Genomic DNA, 18722 nt, shown 5'->3' with positions numbered 1-18722 from the left:
TGGCCCAAGGCACCATACGGACCGGCCGCGTGTCGAACCCCGGAAAAGCAGGCCTGTGACCCGTCGATCCACCCTCGGTGAACGGAACCGCGGCATCCCAGAAGCGACCGTGGCCCGGCTTCCGGTCTACCTGCGCGCGCTGCACGTCCTGGCCGAACGCGGTGTCGCCACCGTCTCCTCCGAAGAGCTGGCCGCCGCAGCCGGCGTCAACTCCGCCAAGCTCCGCAAGGACCTGTCCCACCTGGGTTCCTACGGCACCCGAGGCGTCGGATACGAGGTGGAGTACCTCGTCTACCAGATCTCCCGCGAGCTCGGCCTGACTCAGGACTGGGCGGTCGCCATCGTCGGTATCGGTAACCTTGGTCGCGCGCTGGCCGGGTACGGCGGGTTCGCCTCGCGCGGGTTCCGCATGGCGGCGCTGCTGGACGCCGAGCCGGGGATCGTCGGGGAGGTGATCGCCGGCCTGACCGTCGAGCACATCGACGATCTCGAGACGGTCATCAAGGACAACGGGATTTCGATCGCCGTCCTGGCCGTTCCCGCGCCCGCGGCGCAGCCGGTCTGCGACAGGGTGGTGACGTCCGGGGTGACGAGCATCCTCAATTTCGCCCCTGTCGTTCTTTCTGTACCCGACGGTGTCGATGTGCGTAAGGTCGACCTGTCGATTGAGCTACAGATCCTCGCGTTCCACGAGCAGCGCAAGGCCGGTGGCCCGAGCGGCGTGGAAGAGGAGTATCTCGAGGCGGTAGAGGGCCAATGAGCCGTACCAGCACGTCAACAGCCGTGAAAACACGGCCCGCCGAGGCGGACCGGACCGGCGGGGTGGTCGCGTGAGCGAGCGAACCGGTGAACACGCGCCTCAGGACGCTCTGACGAAGGAGGATTCATGAGCAGTGTCCTCGTCGTCGGGCTGAGTCACCGCAGCGCCCCCGTCACGCTGCTGGAGCGGACCGCGGTCAGCGGCGACCGGCTGGACAAGCTCCTGCACGACGTGCACCAGGCCGCGAACGTGGACGGTGTCGTCGTCGTCTCGACGTGCAACCGGATCGAGGTCTACGCCGACGTCGAGAAGTTCCACGCCGGTGTCTCCTCGATCTCCGAACTGCTCTCGCGCCATTCCGACGTGCCGCTGGACGAGCTGTCCAAGCACCTTTACGTCCACTACGAAGAACGCGCGGTCCAGCACATCTTCTCCGTGGCCTGCGGGCTCGACTCGATGGTCGTCGGCGAGGGACAGATCCTCGGCCAGCTGCGCACCGCGCTCAAGGCCGCCCAGGCGAACGACACCGTCGACCGGGCCCTCAACGAGCTCGTGCAGCAGGCGCTGCGGGTCGGCAAGCGGGCGCGCAACGAGACCGGCATCGACCGGGCCGGCGCCTCCCTGGTCAGCGTGGGGCTCGGCCGGGCCGGTTCGCTGGAGGGCCGGCGGGCGCTGGTCGTGGGCGCCGGGTCGATGAGCGGCCTGGCGGTCGCCACCCTCGCCCGCGGGGGCATCGGTGAGATCGTCATCGCGAACCGCACCTACGAGCGCGGCGCGCACCTGGCGCGTTCGGCAGAGGTGCCGGCGCGGGCGATCGAGCTGGCGGACCTGCGGCAGGCGATGTCCGAGGCCGACATCATCGTCTCCTGCACGGGTGCCACCGGCCTGGTGATCACGCCGGACATGGTCGACGGACCGGCGTTCCTGCTGGACCTGGCGCTGCCGCACGACGTGGACCCGGCCGTACGCGACCTGCCGGGCGTGACCCTGGTCGCCCTGGACGACCTGCGCGACGCCGACGACGCCCCGGCCGCGGGCGACATCGAGGCCGTGCGCCGGATCGTCTGCGAGGAGGTCCAGGCGTTCCAGCTCGGCCTGGTCGCGGCGACCGTCGCGCCGACCGTGGTGGCACTGCGCAGCAAGGCGGCCGAGGTGGTCGACGCCGAGCTGGGCCGGCTGGGCGGGCGCCTGCCGGGCCTGGACGACAAGGCGCGCGAGGAGATCGCCCAGACCGTGCGCCGCGTCGTCGACAAGCTGCTGCACGCGCCGACCGTACGCGTCAAGGAGCTCGCCGCCTCGCCCGGCGGCGACACCTACACCGAGGCCCTGCGCGAGCTGTTCGATCTCGATCCCAAGGCTCCGGAGGCCGTGATCCGGGCGGAGGACGTTCTGTGAGATTCACTTTGGGGACGCGCCGCAGCCTGATGGCGATGACGCAGTCGGGTCTGGTCGCCGACGCCCTGACCGAGCGCACCGGCCATGAGGTCGAGCTCGTGGGCGTCACGACGGAGGGTGACGTCTCCAAGGCCAACCTGGCGCAGATCGGCGGCACGGGCGTGTTCGTCAACGCGCTGCGCCAGAAGGTGCTCGACGGCGAGATCGACTTCGCCGTCCACTCGCTGAAGGACCTGCCGACGGCGCCCGCCGAGGGCATCACCCTGGCGGCCGTACCGGCTCGTGACGACCCGCGCGACGCCCTGTGCGGGGAGGCGAAACTGGCCGACCTGCCAAGCGGCGCGCGGATCGGCACCGGATCGCCGCGCCGGATGGCGCAGCTGCGCGCGCTGCGGCACGACCTGGAGGTCGTCCCGATCCGCGGCAACGCCGACACACGCCTGCGCAAGGTGACCTCCGGCGAGTTCGACGCGATCGTGCTCGCCTACTCCGGGCTGACGAGGATCGACCGGCTGGACGCGGTGTCGGAGGTCTTCGACCCGGAACAGATGCTGCCGGCGCCCGGCCAGGGCGCCCTGGCGGTCGAGTGCCGGGCCGACCGCGCCGATCTTCTCCAGATCCTCGCGGCCCTCGACGACCACGCGAGCCGTACGGCGGTCACCGCCGAGCGCGCCCTGCTCGCCGAGCTCGAGGCGGGCTGTTCCGCCCCGGTGGGCGCATACGCTGCTCTGGAAGAACGAACACTGCATCTCATCGGAGTCGTTGCCGGGTACGACGGTGAACGACAGGTCCGATTGTCGGTAAGCGGCCACCCTGACCTGGCCGAGCGGCTGGGACGCGACCTCGCGGCCCGGATGATCGCCAAGGGGGCCGACCAGTTGATGGGGGAGCGCACATCTTGAGCCCCGCGAGCAAGAGCCCGGCCGCCGCGAGCGGCGCGTCCCGTACCGGCAAGAAGCCGGCCGGGCAGCCGGGCATGGTGGCTTTTGTCGGTGTCGGCCCGGGAGACCCGGAGCTGCTAACGCTGCGGGCCATGCGATTGCTCGGCGCGGCCGACGTCATCGTGGTGCACGAGGCCACGGCCTCGCGGTTCCGCGAGCACTTCAACCCGGCCGCCGAGATCGTCGAGCCCGGCACGGTCAACCCGGTCACCCTGGCCCGCTCGGCCGGCCTGGTGGCGCGGGTCTTCCTCGGCGACCCGGGCGTCGCGTCGGTGATGGCCGACGAGGCCAAGGCCTGTATCAAGGCGAACGTCCCGTTCGAGATCGTCCCCGGCATCTCGGCGATCACCGGGGTGCCCGCCTACACCGGCATCCCGCTGACCGACGGCAAGCACCGCGACGTCACCGTGGTCGACGCGCAGGAGGGCGGCGTCGACTGGAGCGCCTACTCCAGCGCCTCGACCCTGGTCATCCTCGGCGCGGAGAACACCATCGGCGAGGTGGCCAAGGGCCTGGTCGCCGCCGGCCGGCCCGACACCACGCCGGTCACGGTCACCTCCATGGGCACCACGACCGAGCAGTACACCGTGGCCTCCACGCTCGCCCGCGTGGCCCCCGCCACCAAGAACCTCGACGCGCCCGCCCTGATCGTCGTCGGCGACGTCGTCGGCTGGCGGGAGAAGCTGTCCTGGTTCGAGACCAAGCCGCTGTTCGGCTGGCGCGTGCTCGTGCCCCGCACCAAGGAGCAGGCCGCCTCGCTGTCGGAACAGCTCCGCTCGTACGGCGCGGTGCCCGAGGAGGTGCCGACGATCTCCGTCGAGCCCCCTCGCACTCCGCAACAGATGGAACGTGCCGTCAAGGGTCTCGTCACCGGGCGTTACGAGTGGGTCGTGTTCACCTCGGCCAACGCCGTGCGCGCCGTGCGCGAGCGGTTCGAGCAGTACGGCCTGGACGCCCGTGCCTTCGCCGGCCTCAAGGTCGCGGCGGTCGGCGAGCAGACGGCCGCCTCGCTGGTGGAGTTCGGCGTACGGCCCGACCTGATGCCGACCGGTCAGCAGTCCTCCGAGGGGCTCCTGGAGGTCTGGCCGCCGTACGACAAGGACCTTGATCCGATCAACCGGGTGCTGCTCCCGCGCGCCGACATCGCGACCGAGACGCTCGTCGCCGGCCTGACCGAGCTGGGCTGGGAGTGCGACGACGTCACGGCCTACCGCACCGTCCGCGCCGCGCCCCCGCCGCAGCCGATCCGTGAGTCGATCAAGGGCGGCGGGTTCGACGCCGTGCTGTTCACCTCGTCCTCGACGGTCCGCAACCTCATCGGCATCGCCGGCAAGCCGCACAACGTGACCGTCATCGCCGTGATCGGCCCGCAGACGGCCAAGACGGCCGAGGAGTACGGCCTGCGCGTCGACGTGACCGCGGACAAACCGTCGGCCAGTGCCCTCGCCGAGGCGCTGGCGGAGTACGGTGCCAAGCGCCGGGCCGCCCAGGTCGAGGCCGGCGACCCGCTGCGCAAGCCCAGTGAGATGCGGCGCGGAGCGCGTCGCCGAAAGTAGCCGCTCGAGAGAAGGTCGCAGTGTCCGCGCAGTTCCCCGTCGTACGTCCCCGGCGGCTTCGCCGAACCCCCGCGATGCGCCGGCTGGTCGCCGAGGCCCAGGTACGGCCCAGCGACCTAGTTCTGCCGCTGTTCGTCAAGGAGGGCATCGCCGAGCCGCAGCCGATCGGCTCCATGCCGGGCGTGGTGCAGCACACGCGCGACACCCTGCGCAAGGCCGCCCACGAGGCGGTGGAGGCCGGCGTCGGCGGACTGATCCTGTTCGGCATCCCGGCGGTCAAGGACGGCCGGGGCTCGGGCGCGGACGACCCGGCGGGCATCGTGCAGAAGGCCCTGCGCGACCTGTCGTCGGAGGTCGGCGACGCGACCGTGATCATGGCCGACCTGTGCCTCGACGAGTACACCGACCACGGGCACTGCGGCATCCTCACCTCCTCCGGCGAGGTGGACAACGACGCGACGCTGGAGCGCTACGCCTCGATCGCCGCGGCGCAGGCCGCCGCGGGCGCGGAGGTCGTCGCGCCGAGCGGCATGATGGACGGGCAGGTCGGGGCGATCCGCTCCGCCCTGGACAAGGCCGGCTACTCCGGTGTGTCGATCATGGCCTACGCCGCGAAGTACGCCTCGGCCTTCTACGGGCCGTTCCGCGAGGCGGCCGAGTGCGCGCCCCAGTTCGGCGACCGCGCGGCGTACCAGCAGGACCCGGCCAACGCCGAGGAGGCCCTGCGCGAGGTGCTGCTCGACCTCGACGAGGGCGCCGACATGGTCATGGTCAAGCCCGCGCTGACCTACCTCGACATCATCCGCCGGGTCCGCGACTCGGTCCGCGTTCCGGTCGCGGCGTACCAGGTCAGCGGCGAGTACGCCATGGTCGAGGCGGCCGCCGCGCAGGGTTGGGTGGACCGCGGGCGCATCATCGAGGAGACGCTGACCTCGATCCGCCGCGCCGGCGCGGACATCATCCTGACCTACTGGGCCACCGAGTTCGGCCGGTCGCTCGCCGGGCGTTGACGGTCGCCTGGCGTACGTCGCATCACCGGATCGAGGGTCGCTGAGAGGCCGGGTCGGCCTCCGTGACGACCCGAACCCAGAGCGTCCTTGCATCGTTCCGCACGCCTCTATCACGCCGCTCTCATGCGGCTATGAGGCGTGCCCGGCCATCGTGCTCAGGTCACGTGTTCGCGGCTATCCCGGGGTTGTCGCAACCGCTCGTACACCGCCACGTCATCATCGAAGGTAAGAGGGTGGAGGGGGAGCGATGTTGGACACATCCGTCAAGAAGTCCGTCGCGCGGTCTGGTGGCAGGCATTCCGGCAAACAGTCGGCGAAGCGGCAAAAAGTGCATATGGGGGCCGCGGCTCAGCAGTACGCGGCCCTCGGCTGGCCCTGTTGTCCCGGCGCGCATCCGGCCACCGACGGGACGCGCGCCTGCTCGTGCGACCGGATCGGCTGCCCGTCGCCGGGCGCTCATCCGTCGTCGCAGGTATGGAAGTTGCAGGCCACGGTCGACACCGACCGCGTCGGCCAGTGGTGGAACACCACGCCCGAGGCGAACATCATCCTGCCGACCGGCCGGGTCTTCGACGTCTTCGACGTGCCGGCGGAGGCCGGGCGGCTGGCGCTGGCCCGGATGGAGCGCGACGAGGTACCGATCGGCCCGGTCGCCGCGATGGGCGACGAGCGCTATCTGTTCTTCGTCGCGACGAGGGGAGCACCGGAGGACGAGGACGAGTGGTGGTCCTGCCACCTGGACACGGTGCCGGAGAGCGTCGAGGAGACCCCGGGCATGCGCTGGCACTGCCGTGACAGCTACGTCGTGGCACCGCCGTCGGCGCTGCCGTTCGGCCGCGAGGTGAGCTGGGTCGCCTTCCCGGAGAACGCCACTCTGCCCGACCCCCTCCGCGTATTGGAGATCCTCGCCGACGTCTGCGAGTGACACCGTGGGCGGGGGTGGGGCCCGTCGTCGGGCGGATTCCGGTCTGGGAGACTCGATGGCGTGACTTCGGATCGGATATCGCAGGAACTCTTCGCGCGAGCGGGCGCGGTCGTGCCGGGCGGAGTCAACTCGCCCGTGCGTGCCTTCGGCGCCGTCGGCGGCACGCCGCGTTTCATCGCGTCCGCTCGCGGGCCGTACCTCACCGACGCCGACGGCAACGAGTACGTCGACCTGATCTGCTCGTGGGGGCCGATGATCCTCGGCCACGCCCACCCGGCCGTGGTGGAGGCCGTCCAGCGCGCCGCCGCGCTCGGCACGTCGTACGGCGCGCCCACCCAGGGCGAGGTCGAGCTGGCCGAGGAGATCGTCGCCCGGGCGCCGGTCGAGCAGGTCCGGCTCGTCAACTCCGGCACCGAGGCCACCATGTCGGCGATCCGGCTGGCGCGCGGCTTCACCGGCCGATCCAAGATCGTTAAGTTCTCCGGCTGCTACCACGGCCACGCCGACGGCCTGCTGGCGTCGGCCGGCTCGGGCGTGGCGACGTTCGGCCTGCCCGACTCGCCGGGCGTCACCGGCGCGGCGACCGCGGACACCATCGTGCTCGGCTACAACGACCTGTCCGCGGTCGAGGAGGCCTTCGCCGCGAACGGCGACGAGATCGCCTGCGTCATCACCGAGGCGTGCCCGGCGAACATGGGCATCGTGCCGCCCCGCGACGACTTCAACCTGCGGCTCAAGGCTCTGTGCGCCCAGTACGGGGCGCTGCTGATCATGGACGAGGTGCTGACCGGCTTCCGCGTGTCGCGGTCGGGCTGGTACGGCATCGACGGCGTGGCCGGCGACCTGGTGACGTTCGGGAAGGTCATGGGCGGCGGGCTGCCCGCGGCGGCGTTCGGCGGCCGGGCCGACATCATGGCGAAGCTGGCCCCGGCCGGCCCGGTCTACCAGGCCGGCACGCTGTCGGGTAACCCGCTGGCCACGGCGGCCGGCCTGGCCACGCTGCGCGGCGCGACCGACGAGGTGTACGCCCGGGTCGACCACGCGGCCGAGACGGTGGCCGGCCTCGCGACCGCCGCGCTGGCCAAGGAGGGCGTGCCGCACCGGCTCCAGACCGCGGGCAGCCTGTTCTCGATCTTCTTCGCCGACGGCGAGGTGCGCGACTTCGCCGCCGCCCAGCGCCAGGACACCAAGCGGTACGCGGCGTTCTTCCACACCGCGCTGGAGCACGGCGTCCACCTGCCCCCGTCGTCGTACGAGGCGTGGTTCCTGTCGGCCGCGCACGACGACGCGGCGCTCGAACGCATCGCCGACGCGCTGCCCCACGCGGCGAGGGCCGCCGCGGAGGCTTGAAGGCCGTCCCGCCGCGTCCGGCAGGCCCTCACCCGCGTCAGGCGAGGCCTGATCCGTCGCCGGATGAACCATCCCCGGCGGTGGCCGTAGGCCCCTATAGGGGTTTCAGTGGCCGATGGAGACGGACAGGGGCGCGGAGAGATGGCGGAGTCGACGGTGGTGCCCAATGGGGCACCGGTGTTCGCGTTTCGCATGTGGCGGCGGGAGTGGGGCTCCGCGGAGTGGCTTCCGGCCTCGCGGCTGCTGGTGCGGGTGAGCGACGGCGGGGACGCGGTGCCGGCGCAGCTGTCCTGGATGACGGAGGACGGCACGCAGTCCTCGCTGGGCTTCTCGCCGGACATGGCGAGCTGTTACGGCCATCGCCGTACGACCGGCGGCGACGTGGTGGAGATGCGGGGCGAACTCGACCACCGGCGGGAGTACCCGGACGGAGCCGGTGGGCAGGAGTTCGACACTGAGGCCGAGGAGGCCGGGGGCCGGCGCCCGGCGGGGCGGCTGCGGCTGCTGATCGACGACGGCGGCGAGGCGCCGGTGCGGTGGGCGGCCTGGCAGGAGCGATCGGGCGACGCCTGTTCGGTCGCGCTGCGTTCGGTGAGCCCGTCCGGTAACGCGGACGTCGGCGACCTGGTGAGCGCCGTGTGGGCCAGTGCCGAACATCGCGACGCGGGCGAGGTGGCCGCGAACCTCGTGGACGCCTCGACCCGCAAGTGGTTCGCACCGCACAGCCGTGCGTCCCTGGAGTTCCGGCTGACCCGGCCGGTCGCGGTGGACCGGTACGTTCTCACCTCCGCCAATGACGCGCCTGATCGCGACCCGGCGGCGTGGACCCTGCGCGGCTCAGCGGACGGGCAGACGTGGCGAACGCTCGATGTCCGCTCCGGTCAGTCGTTCGCCGGGCGGCACCAGCCCAGGGCGTACCGGATCGCCGACCCGGGCGCCTATGACCACTACCGTCTCGACATCACCGCCAACCACGGCTCCCCGCACCTGCAACTTCAGGCCGTCCGGCTCCTGGCCGGCGGGAGCGGCGGTTTCGTCGGCTACCGCCGGCGTGCGGGCCACGCCCCGGTCGCCTACCGGGGCACGCGTGTCGCGCAGGCACCACCGGGACCGCCGCCCGTCGACGCGCCGGAGCCCGGCTCTCCGCCCTCGCCCCGGACCCGCGGGAGCCGGCCGGCCGAGTGGGAGGAATGGCGGCCGGGAGGATCGTGGCTGCCGCTGGGCGGCAGCCTGTCGATGGAGTCCCTGACCTCACCGTCGGGGCGGTTCACGGTGCTGCACTCGGTGTACGAACCGTCGTTGGCGGTACGGGACAACGTCACCCGGGAGCGGGTGTGGGTCAGCGACTCGCCGAGTTCGAACATGGTGTGCCTCGGGCCCGACGGCGACCTCGTGGCCTGGGACCACCAGGGCAGCCGGGTGTGGAGCACCGGCACGGGGTGGCTGGGCGTACGGCGGCTGGAGATGCGGGACAGCGGCGAGCTGGCCCTGACCGGCGCGGACGGTGCCGTGGTGTGGAGTTCGGGGACTCCCCAGGTGTCCGCGGCGTCGGGGGCCGGCCACCGGACGGCGGCCCGCGGCTCGACGATGCGCCGCGGCGAGAGCCTGTACGGACAGTCGCTGACCAGCGATGACCGGTCGACCGTGCTGTTCCACGACGGCCGCGTGGCCCGCCTCATCCTGCGGGGGCGGACCTCGCACTGGGACCGGTTCTACGACCAGGAGAACATCCTGGTGCTCGACGACGACGGGTTCCTGCGCTCGCGGACCCCGGACGGTGCCGTGGTGGAAGAGATCGCCGGGCCCGGCGCCGAACTCACCGTCGTCCGCGGCGCGGCGGAGCTCCGTGACGAGACCGGCGCCGTCGTATGGGCGTCCGCCGGCCGCTCGACGCGCCCGGCCCCGGTGCGCGAGCCGGCGATGCCGCCGAATGACGACCTGGCCGCATGGTTCGGCGCCCTGGTGGGGGAGGGCCGCGGCTACTGCGTCGCGGTGGTGAGGGACGGCGACCCGGAGGAGGTGCTCCGGCGTACGGGTGTCGCGCCGGACGCGGTGCTGCGGAGCACGTGGCGCGGGCTCGCCCGGCACCGGGACACCGTACGTCCCGATGAGGGCACCGTGGTGGCGGCGATCGCCGTGGGGCCGGACGTTCTCCTCGTGAGCGACGACCCCGCCCTGCCGGTGGCGGAGCTGGCGCCCTCGGTGGTGGCCTTGCACCGGCCGCCCGGAGGAAGCGGCTTCGGGGGGACGTTCAGCATCCATCGGGACGGCGGGCTCGTGACCGAGCTGCGCGACGACCCGCGCCGTCGCAAGGGGACCAAGGTGGCGGAGGTCGCCGCCGCGCTGGACGACATCGTGCACGAGTTGCACCGGCACGAGCTGGTGTTCCGCGCGTCCGGGGCGATTCCCAGCGCCGCCGACCTCGGTGGCACGTTGCTCGGCGGCGTCCTGGCACCGGCGCGGTCACCGTCCGCGACGCGTCCGGCCGAGCCGGCCCTGACGGTCGCGGAGTACGACGGCATGAACCCGTTGGTGATCCGCACCGACTTCACCGACGAGGACGCCTGGCAGCGGGTGATCGAGGAACTGCGGACGCCGTGGTTCGAGGACGATCCGGTGGACCCCTACCTGATCTCCGAGCCCAGGTACGCCGGAGCCTCCACCGAACGGGTGCTCCAGGACGTCCGCGCGGCCATGCCCGATCCGGACCTGCCGGGGGCGATCTTCATCGCCGACGGCACCACCATGCGGGAGGCGGATCATCCGCTGCTGGCCGTGACGACCGAGTGGGACGGCGAACCCTTCGAGGAGGACGAGGAGGAGTTCGTCACGCAGTTCCGCCTGCGGCCCGACGCGGCCGTCGAGATCAGCACGAACCTCGGTCTCGGCAACATGGACTTCGACGACTTCGCCGGCGACGGTGTGTACGAGCGCATGGTGTGACGACGACCATCGGAATGGAGCCGCACTTCCCGTCGACGGGACACTCGGCGCGCCGGCCGGGGGCTCAGACGGTCTCGGTCACCGGGCTGCCCGGCACAGCACCGTGCGCAGCGCGTCCTCCAGGCCGGCCGCGCCGTCTTCGTCGCGGCCCCGGTAGGCGATGACGCCGTCCGGGCGCACCAGTGTCCCGCCCGATGATGTGGGGCCGTAGGCGACCTGATCGGCAGTACCCAGATCAGAACAGACCGAGACGGGGCAGTAACTTCTCGGCTGTAGCGATGATCTGCTCAGAGTCGGCAAGCGCGTCATCCACCTCTTCATTGGTCGCTGCGTCACCGGCCATCGATGGGTACTCGAGTTCGTTTCGCCGCATCCGCAGTGCACGGGAGGGACGGATTCGCCCGCATGCGGGCCTCGGTCGACCAGTTGCTACGCGACTACGACGAAGAGGCGCTCGCGCTGTTCGTCGAGCTGTACACCAGGCTCAACGCCGGGGCCAGGGAGCTGACCGGCGAGATCAGCGCCATGGACGAACACCGAGATCCGCGGCTCAGGGGGCGAGGGCTTCGAGGATCTCCTTGGCCCGCGCGGTGGCCGACTCGGCCGTCACCTCCGGGTCGCCGACGAGGGGATCCCAGTTGAGGTCGTAGAACAGTTCGGTGACGCCCTGCTCGCCGAGCCATTCGACGTCCTCGCGGATCTGCTCGTACGAGCCCGTCAGGCGGACGCGTTCGCCGTTCTCGGCCCGCTGTTCCTCACCGGCCCGTACGACACCGCGTACGACCACACGGACCCCGTTCGGGTCCTTGCCCGCCTCCTCCGCGGCGTTGCGTACGACGGCGATCTGCTCGTGGATCCTGGTCAGGTCGGTGGCGCTGCGGCTGATCCAGCCCGCGCCCAGGCGTCCGGCGCGTTTCAGGGCGCGCTCGGCGGAGCCGCCCAGGAGCACCGGCGGTCCGGGCTTCTGCACCGGCTTGGGGGCCATCCGGCTGGGGGAGATCGTGTAGAACTCGCCCTCGTACGAGCTGACCTCGTCCGTCCACAGCGTGTGCAGCGCGGCGACGTACTCCTCGGCGCGGGCGCCGCGGCGTTCGATCGACGCGCCGCTGGCGGTGAACTCCTCGCGCTGCCAGCCGGTGCCCAGCCCGAGGTCGAGCCGTCCGCCGGACAGCACGTCCAGCGTCGCCGCCTGCTTGGCGAGGTAGGCCGGCGAGACGAACGGCAGGTTGAGCACGGCGACGCCGAGCCGGATCCGCGAGGACCGCGCGGCGGCGAAGGTCAGCGCGCCGAGCGGATCCAGGACGCTGCGGTAGACCGGTGCCATCGCGTCCTTGTCCGCCGGTGTCAGCAGGCGGTGGAACGACCACAACTCGTGGTACCCGAGCTCCTCGGCACGGCCGGCGAAGTAACCGAGGTTGTCCGGGCCGGCCCACGCGCCCGCGACGGGGGCGCCGAATCCGATCTTCATGAGACTCATCCTGCTTCCAACGCGGCCAGGGCGTCCATCGCCGCGCCGAGCGAGTCGGCGGCCGTAGCGGCGCGCGCACCCCCGGGTGGTCGTGAGGCTGGGCGGACGGTACTCCTCATCAATCACACCGGTGCCGTTACTTCGCAACCAGGACAAAATCGCATATTGCGTCGGCGAAACCGCGCAGGTAAACGGTCTCCTCGGCCGTGAACGAACTGATGTAATCACGGCTGTGCAGCTTCGGTACAACTACCGCGTGTACCCGAAACCCAGTCAGCGCATCGCGCTGGCGAGGGCGTTCGGGTGTGCTCGCGTGGTCTACAACGACGGGCTCCGCGCCCGTCAGGAAGCCCACGCCGCCGGGCGGCCCTACATTTCCGACACCGACCTGCAAAAGCAGATCATCACCGCCGCCAAACAGACTCCCGAGCGGGAATGGCTCGCCGAGGTGTCCTCCGTGGTACTGATCCAGTCGCTGCGCGACCTGCACTTCGCCTACCGGAACTTCTTCGCGAGCGTGTCTGGAAAGCGTAAGGGTCCGAAGGTCGCAGCCCCACGATTCAAGTCCCGCAAGGACTCCAAGCAGTCGATCCGGCTCACCACGAACGGGTTCAGTATCCGGCCGAACGGCCGGCTGCATGTGACCAAGGTCGGCGACCTGCGCCTGAAGTGGTCCCGTACCCTGCCCTCGGCGCCGAAATCCGTCACGATTACGTTGGACGCTGCCGGACGGTACTGGGTCTCGTTCGTGATCCAGGTCGCCCCCGAGATCCTGCCCGAGGCAGGGAGCGATACCGGGATCGATCTCGGCCTGCGCCACTTCGCGGTGTTGGCCGACGGGACCAAGGTCGATTCTCCGAGGTTCCTGCGGCGGGCGGAGAAGAAGCTTAAGCGCCTGCAGAAGGCCCTCAGCCGTAAGGCCAAGGGCAGCCGCAACCGCGACAAGGCCCGCAAGAAGGTCGCGCGTCAGCATGCTCGTGTGGCGGACCGGCGCCGGGATTTTCACCACAAGCTGTCCACGCAGATCATCCGCGACAACCAAGCGGTGTATGCGGAGACGCTTGCGGTGAAGGGGCTGGGCCGTACCCGGCTCGCCAAGTCCGTGCATGATGCCGGATGGGCACAGTTCGTGAACATGCTGGAGTACAAGGCCCGCAAACACGGCCGGACCTTCGCCAAGGTGGACCGTGCTTTCCCGTCCTCGCAGGTTTGCTCGGCCTGCGGCCACCGGGACGGGCCCAAGTCCCTCGATGTCCGCGCATGGGTATGCCCGAGGAATTCGTGCCGCGCGAGTCACGATCGCGACCACAATGCGGCCATGAACATTCTCATCGAAGGGCGCCGAATCGTCGCCGCCGGACGGGCGGAGACGCTAATCGCCTCGCCGAGCGCAAGTAAGACCAGGACGCACGTCCCGGCACAGCGCGTTGAAGCAGGAAGCCACCGGAAGGGTCACCTTGCCCAGGCCGGAGTCCCCGGCTTTTAACCGGGAAGCACGTCAACCAGACCATGAACGCGGGCCGGCGAAGAGCAGCGGCGGCAGCGAGGCGAGCCCGACGTCGATGACGACGAAGTTGACGCCCCAGATCGCGGCGATCATCACCGCGACCGCGATGTGGCGAGGTCTCATGAGCCCGATGCTCCGCTTAGCGATGTTTTAGGACAAGCGACTATTTATTAAGGCATATGTGTAGTATCGCTTTATGCTCGATCTCGACCGTCTGCGCGCTCTCAGCGCGGTTGCCACGTACGGGTCGGTGAGCGCCGCCGCCGACGTCCTGCACGTCACGACCTCCGCGGTCTCCCAGCAGGTCGCCAAGCTCGAACGGGAGACAGGGCACAAGCTGCTCGAACGCTACGGGCGCGGCGTCCGCCTGACCGACGCCGCCGAGCTGCTGGCCTCGCACGCGGAGCGCATCCTCGCGATGGTCGAGGCGGCCGAGTCCGACCTGGAGGCCCAGCGCGGGCAGGTCGTCGGAGAGCTGGCCGTGGCGGCGTTCCCCACCGCGGCGCGCGGCCTGCTGCCACCGGCGCTGCGCGCGCTGGGACGCGAGCATCCGCGCCTTCGCGTGTGCCTGCGTGAGCAGGAGCCCCACGCGGCCGTGCCGCTGGCCGTCCGCGGGGAGGTCGACCTCGCGGTCGTGCAGGACTGGTTCAACGTGCCGCTCGCCATTCCGGACGGGTTGCTCAAGGCGGCGGTGGCCGACGACATCGCCGACGTGGCGCTGCCCGCGGACCACCCGCTCGCCGATCGCTCGGTGATCGACCTCGGCGAGCTGCACGACGATTCGTGGATCGCCCAGTCCCCGGGCGCGATCTGCCGTGACTGGCTGGTCCACACGCTTCGCTCGGTCGACGTCGAACCCCGCGTCGACCACACCGCCGACGAGTACGCCACCCAGCTCGCGCTGGTCGAGGCCGGCCTCGGCGCCGCCGTCCTTCCCCGCCTGGGCCGCTGCGACATCCCCGAAGGCGTCCGGATCATTCCGGTACGCCCGGCGCTGACACGGCACGTGTACGCGATCTGGCGCGCCGAGGCCGCCCGCCGCCCGGCCATCCGCGCCGCGGTCGCCGCCCTCCGCGCGTCCGCTCCGGCGCAGGCCGCCGCGGACCCGGCGGCCTGAGAGACCGCGGAGCCGGGAAGACTTCACCGCGGCACGCCACCCGCCTGGCCCGTGGGCGCGCGCCGGCCGGTAGTCTGGGGCGCGCCATGAAGACCATCGTCCATCTGCTGCGCCACGGTGAGGTGTACAACCCCGAAGGGGTGTTGTACGGGCGCCTGCCGGGCTATCACCTCAGCGACGACGGTCGGCTCATGGCCGAGGCCGCCGCCAAGTGGCTCGACGGGCGTGACATCACCGTGCTGTGCTCCTCGCCCATGGAGCGCGCGCAGGAGACGGCGGAGCCGATCGCCGAGACGCTCCACCTTCCGGTCGGCACCGACGAGCGGCTGATCGAGGCCGGCAACCACTTCGAGGGCCACACGTTCGGGGTCGGCGACGGGTCGCTGCGCCGTCCCCAGCACTGGCCGTACCTCTGGAACCCCTTTCGTCCCTCCTGGGGCGAGCCCTACGAGCAGATCGCCCGGCGCATGCTGGCCGCCATGGCCGACGTACGCGACGCGGCCGAGGGCCACGAGGCGGTCTGCGTCAGTCACCAACTGCCCATCTGGGTGACCCGCCGCAAGGTCGAGGGTCGCTCGCTGTGGCACCACCCGGGCCGGCGCCAGTGCGGTCTGGCCAGCGTCACGAGCTTCACCTACGACGACGGCCGGATCGTCAAGGTCGACTACGCCGAGCCGGCGGGAGCGCTGTCGCGGCGCCCCAATGTGCCCGGCGCCTGACCCCTCGGGCACAATAAGTACTACGTCCTGTAGTAGTAGGAGTCTCACCGTGATCCGACGTGTGCTGACCGTGCCGGCCCTGGTTCTCCTCGGCGGCGTTCTCGCGGGCTGCGCGGGCGCCTCCGCCGTGCAGAACGGCCCGGGCGCGGGCGACTCGCGCTATGTCGCCGGCGACAACGTCAGCGAGATCGTCAAAGACCGCAAGCCGGCGCCCGCGGTCCAGGGCACCACGCTCGACGGCAAGCCGCTGAAGCTGTCGGACTACACCGGCAAGATCATCGTGGTGAACTTCTGGGCGTCGTGGTGCGCGCCCTGCCGTTCCGAGGCGCCCACGATGCAGAAGGTCTACGAGCAGACCCAGGCCTCCGGTGTGCAGTTCGTCGGCGTGGACATCAAGGACGGCAAGGACAACGCCCAGGCGTTCCTGCGCACCTACAAGATCAACTACCCCAGCCTGTACGACCAGGCGGGGCAGATCGCGCTGGCGTTCCGCGACATCCCGCCCAACGCCGTCCCCTCCACCCTCATCATCGACCGCAAGGGACAGATCGCGGCCCGCGCCATCGGCAGCGTCTCCTACACCTCGCTGAGGGACATCGTCACCCGCCTGGCGGCGGAGAAGTGATGGGCACGTGACCGAGCGGAGCGAGCGAGCCATCAGGCGCGGCAGCCTGCTCGCGGGGCCGGCGAAGGAGGCTCCGTGAGCACGGTGACCAGCGGTTCCCTCATGCTGGCCGTCCCGGTCGCCGGGGCGGCCGGGCTCGTGTCGTTCCTGTCCCCGTGCGTGCTGCCGCTGGTGCCGGGCTACCTGTCCTACGTCACCGGGATGACCGGCGCCGACCTGGCCGCGCAGCGGCGGGGGCGGCTGCTGCTGGGCGTGGCCCTGTTCGTGCTGGGGTTCACGGTGGTGTTCGTCAGCGCCGGGCTGGCCTTCGGCGGCTTCGGCGCGCTGCTCCAGCGGCACGCGACCGTGCTCACCCGGATCCTCGGCGCGGTCACGGTCGTGCTCGGCCTGGCGTTCATGGGATTCGTCCCCGGCCTGCAGCGCACGGTCAAGTCCAGCCGCCTGCCCGCCGCGGGCGTGGCCGGCGCGCCGCTGCTGGGCATGCTGTTCGGCCTGGGCTGGACGCCCTGCATCGGGCCGACCCTGGCGGCGGTCCAGGCCATGGCCTACAGCGAGGCGAGCGCCACGCGCGGAGCGCTGCTGTCCTTCGCGTACTGTCTGGGGCTGGGCTTGCCGTTCCTGCTCACCGCGCTGGCCTACCGCCGGGCGCTCGGCGCGTTCGGCGTCGTCAAGCGGCATTACCGGGCCGTGATGCGCGTCGGCGGGGGGATGCTCGTCGCGATCGGGCTGCTCCTGGTCACCGGCGCCTGGACCGACCTGACGATCAAAATGCAAGGCTGGGTATCCGGCTTCAAGACGGTGATCTGATTGACGACGAGCACGGACGAGACGAGCACGGACGCGCCCGAGGCGCAGTCCTCGCCCCAGGCCCCGCGCGAACGCCCCGTGGGCATCGGCCCGCTCGGCTGGCTGCGCTGGGGATGGCGGCAGCTGACCTCGATGCGCACGGCCCTCGTGCTGCTGTTCCTGGTCGCGCTCGGCACGGTGCCCGGGTCGTTCGTCCCCCAGCGCGGGCTGGCTCCCGAGAAGGTCAGCCAGTTCTTCACCGACCACAAGACCCTCGCGCCGTGGATGGACCGGCTGTCGCTGTTCGACGTCTTCGCGGCGCCGTGGTTCGCGGCGATCTACATCCTGCTGTTCATCTCGCTCGCCGGCTGCGTGCTGCCGCGGTCCTGGCAGCACTACCGGCACATCCGGTCCCGGCCGCCGAAGGCGCCGCGCAACCTCTCCCGGCTGCCGCAGACCGCCACGTACGAGACCGAGGCGGCGCCGGACGAGGTGCTGGCCCAGGCCGCGACGGTGCTGAAGGACCGGCGGTTCCGCGTCGACCCCCACGACGACCACGTCGCGGCCGAGAAGGGCTACCTGCGAGAGACCGGCAACCTGGTCTTCCACCTGGCGCTGCTGGTGCTGCTGTTCGCGGTGGGGTTCGGGTCGGCGTTCGGCTACAAGGGCAACGTCATCGTGACCGAGGGCGAGGGCTTCTCCAACGCGCTGACCTCTTACGACGCCTTCAAGAACGGGCGGGCGTTCTCCTCCTCGAGCCTGCCGCCGTTCACCGTCTGGCTCGACTCCTTCAAGGCCTCGTACCTGCCCGACGGCCCCGACCGCGGGCAGCCGACCGAGTTCTCGGCCAAGGTCCGCTACCAGAAGGACCTGAAGTCGTCGGTGCGGCCGTACAACCTGCAGGTCAACCACCCTCTCAACGTGGACGGCGCCCGCGTCTACCTGCTCGGCCACGGCTACGCGCCGGAGTTCACCGTCCGCGACGGCAAGGGGCAGGTCGCCTACCAGGGCGCGGTGCCGTTCCTGCCGATGAGCGAGGCGACGTACGCCTCCGAGGGCGTCGTCAAGGTGCCCGACGCCCAGCCGGACCAGCTCGGCTTCATCGGGCTGTTCTGGCCGACCGCCGTCCCCGACGCGCAGGGCAAGGTCACCTCGGCGTTCCCGGCCGCCTGGAACCCCCAGGTGGCGCTGTTCGCCTTCAAGGGCGACCTGGGCCTGTCCAACGGTGCCCCGCAGTCGGTGTACCGGCTCGACACCGCCAAGCTGAAGCCGTTGCTGATGGGCAACCAGGTCAAGCCGCTCGCGGTCGGGCAGACCGAGACCCTGCCCGGCGGTGCCGGCTCGATCACCTTCAACGGCTTCCGGCAGTACATCACCATCCAGGTCAACCACGACCCCGGCCGCGTGCCCGCGCTCATCGCCGGCATCATCGCGATCATCGCCATCATCACCTCCTTCCTCGTACGGCGCCGCAGGGTGTGGGTCCGTGCACGAGCCGGCGAGGGCGGGCGTACGGTGGTCGAGGTCGGTGGCCTGACTCTCGGCGGCGCCACGCCGGAGTTCGACGCGATCGCCGAGCGGCTCCGCGAGACCGCTCCCCCAACCCCTGACGAGGAGTGA

Annotated in this window: 17 protein-coding genes; 14 read left to right on the top strand and 3 right to left on the bottom strand. The window is 71.1% G+C overall.

Annotated elements, in window-relative coordinates:
* The first annotated feature begins 55 nt into the window (after positions 1-55).
* The 8 genes from OG417_RS49575 (at position 56) to OG417_RS49540 (ending at position 10880) form a co-directional block, all read left to right on the top strand.
* On the top strand, positions 56-760 hold the full coding sequence (locus tag OG417_RS49575; protein WP_329245389.1) for a redox-sensing transcriptional repressor Rex: 705 nt from the start codon (positions 56-58) through the stop codon (positions 758-760).
* Positions 761-886: 126 nt separating this feature from the next.
* Complete coding sequence (locus OG417_RS49570; RefSeq protein ID WP_329245386.1) at positions 887-2155, top strand: glutamyl-tRNA reductase; 1269 nt, start codon at positions 887-889, stop codon at positions 2153-2155.
* Positions 2156-2184: 29 nt separating this feature from the next.
* Complete coding sequence (gene hemC, locus OG417_RS49565; RefSeq protein ID WP_329263091.1) at positions 2185-3057, top strand: hydroxymethylbilane synthase; 873 nt, start codon at positions 2185-2187, stop codon at positions 3055-3057.
* A 74-nt stretch (positions 3058-3131) separates the two neighbouring features.
* Positions 3132-4652, top strand: a complete 1521-nt coding sequence (locus OG417_RS49560) for a uroporphyrinogen-III synthase (RefSeq protein ID WP_329263087.1) — start codon at positions 3132-3134, stop codon at positions 4650-4652.
* A 20-nt stretch (positions 4653-4672) separates the two neighbouring features.
* Positions 4673-5662, top strand: coding sequence for a porphobilinogen synthase (gene hemB / locus OG417_RS49555; RefSeq protein WP_329245383.1), 990 nt, complete (start codon positions 4673-4675; stop codon positions 5660-5662).
* 334 nt (positions 5663-5996) lie between these two features.
* A complete protein-coding gene (locus tag OG417_RS49550; RefSeq protein WP_329245379.1) occupies positions 5997-6587 on the top strand; it encodes a bifunctional DNA primase/polymerase in 591 nt (196 codons plus the stop codon).
* Positions 6588-6647: 60 nt separating this feature from the next.
* A complete protein-coding gene (gene hemL, locus OG417_RS49545; RefSeq protein WP_329245376.1) occupies positions 6648-7937 on the top strand; it encodes a glutamate-1-semialdehyde 2,1-aminomutase in 1290 nt (429 codons plus the stop codon).
* Positions 7938-8078: 141 nt separating this feature from the next.
* Entirely contained in the window at positions 8079-10880 is a 2802-nt protein-coding gene (locus OG417_RS49540; RefSeq protein ID WP_329245374.1) for a DUF6924 domain-containing protein, read from the top strand.
* 78 nt (positions 10881-10958) lie between these two features.
* On the opposite strand, the gene OG417_RS49535 is transcribed toward OG417_RS49540, so the two are convergent.
* A complete protein-coding gene (locus tag OG417_RS49535) occupies positions 10959-11114 on the bottom strand; it encodes an aromatic-ring hydroxylase C-terminal domain-containing protein (RefSeq protein ID WP_329263084.1) in 156 nt (51 codons plus the stop codon).
* Between the two features lie 316 nt (positions 11115-11430).
* Positions 11431-12348, bottom strand: coding sequence for a TIGR03619 family F420-dependent LLM class oxidoreductase (locus OG417_RS49530; RefSeq protein ID WP_329245371.1), 918 nt, complete (start codon positions 12346-12348; stop codon positions 11431-11433).
* A 232-nt stretch (positions 12349-12580) separates the two neighbouring features.
* Here OG417_RS49530 and OG417_RS49525 point away from each other — a divergent pair, with 232 nt between their 5' ends.
* Positions 12581-13834 (top strand): RNA-guided endonuclease InsQ/TnpB family protein, encoded by a 1254-nt coding sequence (locus OG417_RS49525; protein WP_329245369.1) that lies wholly within the window; start codon positions 12581-12583, stop codon positions 13832-13834.
* A gap of 12 nt (positions 13835-13846) precedes the next feature.
* On the opposite strand, the gene OG417_RS49520 is transcribed toward OG417_RS49525, so the two are convergent.
* Entirely contained in the window at positions 13847-13978 is a 132-nt protein-coding gene (locus OG417_RS49520; RefSeq protein WP_329245366.1) for a hypothetical protein, read from the bottom strand.
* A gap of 73 nt (positions 13979-14051) precedes the next feature.
* On the opposite strand from OG417_RS49520, the gene OG417_RS49515 reads away from it, so the two are divergent.
* From OG417_RS49515 to resB, 5 genes are all read left to right on the top strand, one after another.
* Positions 14052-14972, top strand: a complete 921-nt coding sequence (locus OG417_RS49515) for a LysR family transcriptional regulator (protein WP_329245363.1) — start codon at positions 14052-14054, stop codon at positions 14970-14972.
* 86 nt (positions 14973-15058) lie between these two features.
* Complete coding sequence (locus OG417_RS49510) at positions 15059-15691, top strand: histidine phosphatase family protein (protein WP_329245361.1); 633 nt, start codon at positions 15059-15061, stop codon at positions 15689-15691.
* Positions 15692-15740: 49 nt separating this feature from the next.
* Positions 15741-16316: a TlpA family protein disulfide reductase gene (locus OG417_RS49505; RefSeq protein ID WP_329245359.1), complete on the top strand. Its 576-nt coding sequence runs from the start codon at positions 15741-15743 to the stop codon at positions 16314-16316.
* A 102-nt stretch (positions 16317-16418) separates the two neighbouring features.
* On the top strand, positions 16419-17123 hold the full coding sequence (locus OG417_RS49500) for a cytochrome c biogenesis CcdA family protein (RefSeq protein WP_329263082.1): 705 nt from the start codon (positions 16419-16421) through the stop codon (positions 17121-17123).
* The gene (gene resB / locus OG417_RS49495; protein WP_329245357.1) at positions 17124-18722 is read left to right on the top strand and encodes a cytochrome c biogenesis protein ResB; all 1599 of its coding nucleotides are present in this window, start codon (positions 17124-17126) and stop codon (positions 18720-18722) included.

The sequence above is a fragment of the Actinoallomurus sp. NBC_01490 genome (assembly GCF_036227085.1).
GTDB classification, from domain to species: Bacteria; Actinomycetota; Actinomycetes; order Streptosporangiales; family Streptosporangiaceae; genus Actinoallomurus; species Actinoallomurus oryzae.
This window is presented reverse-complemented; position numbering and strand designations above follow the sequence as displayed.

Bases quoted from the DNA above. Each gene is read 5' to 3' on its own strand.
- OG417_RS49570 (WP_329245386.1), top strand. From the start codon at position 887: ATGAGCAGTGTCCTCGTCGTCGGGCTGAGTCACCGCAGCGCCCCCGTC.
- hemC (WP_329263091.1), top strand. From the start codon at position 2,185: ATGGCGATGACGCAGTCGGGTCTGGTCGCCGACGCCCTGACCGAGCGC.
- OG417_RS49560 (WP_329263087.1), top strand. From the start codon at position 3,132: ATGGTGGCTTTTGTCGGTGTCGGCCCGGGAGACCCGGAGCTGCTAACG.
- OG417_RS49550 (WP_329245379.1), top strand. From the start codon at position 5,997: ATGGGGGCCGCGGCTCAGCAGTACGCGGCCCTCGGCTGGCCCTGTTGT.
- OG417_RS49540 (WP_329245374.1), top strand. From the start codon at position 8,079: ATGGCGGAGTCGACGGTGGTGCCCAATGGGGCACCGGTGTTCGCGTTT.
- OG417_RS49530 (WP_329245371.1), bottom strand. From the start codon at position 12,348: ATGAAGATCGGATTCGGCGCCCCCGTCGCGGGCGCGTGGGCCGGCCCG.
- OG417_RS49520 (WP_329245366.1), bottom strand. From the start codon at position 13,978: ATGAGACCTCGCCACATCGCGGTCGCGGTGATGATCGCCGCGATCTGG.
- OG417_RS49515 (WP_329245363.1), top strand. From the start codon at position 14,052: ATGCTCGATCTCGACCGTCTGCGCGCTCTCAGCGCGGTTGCCACGTAC.
- OG417_RS49510 (WP_329245361.1), top strand. From the start codon at position 15,059: ATGAAGACCATCGTCCATCTGCTGCGCCACGGTGAGGTGTACAACCCC.
- OG417_RS49500 (WP_329263082.1), top strand. From the start codon at position 16,419: ATGCTGGCCGTCCCGGTCGCCGGGGCGGCCGGGCTCGTGTCGTTCCTG.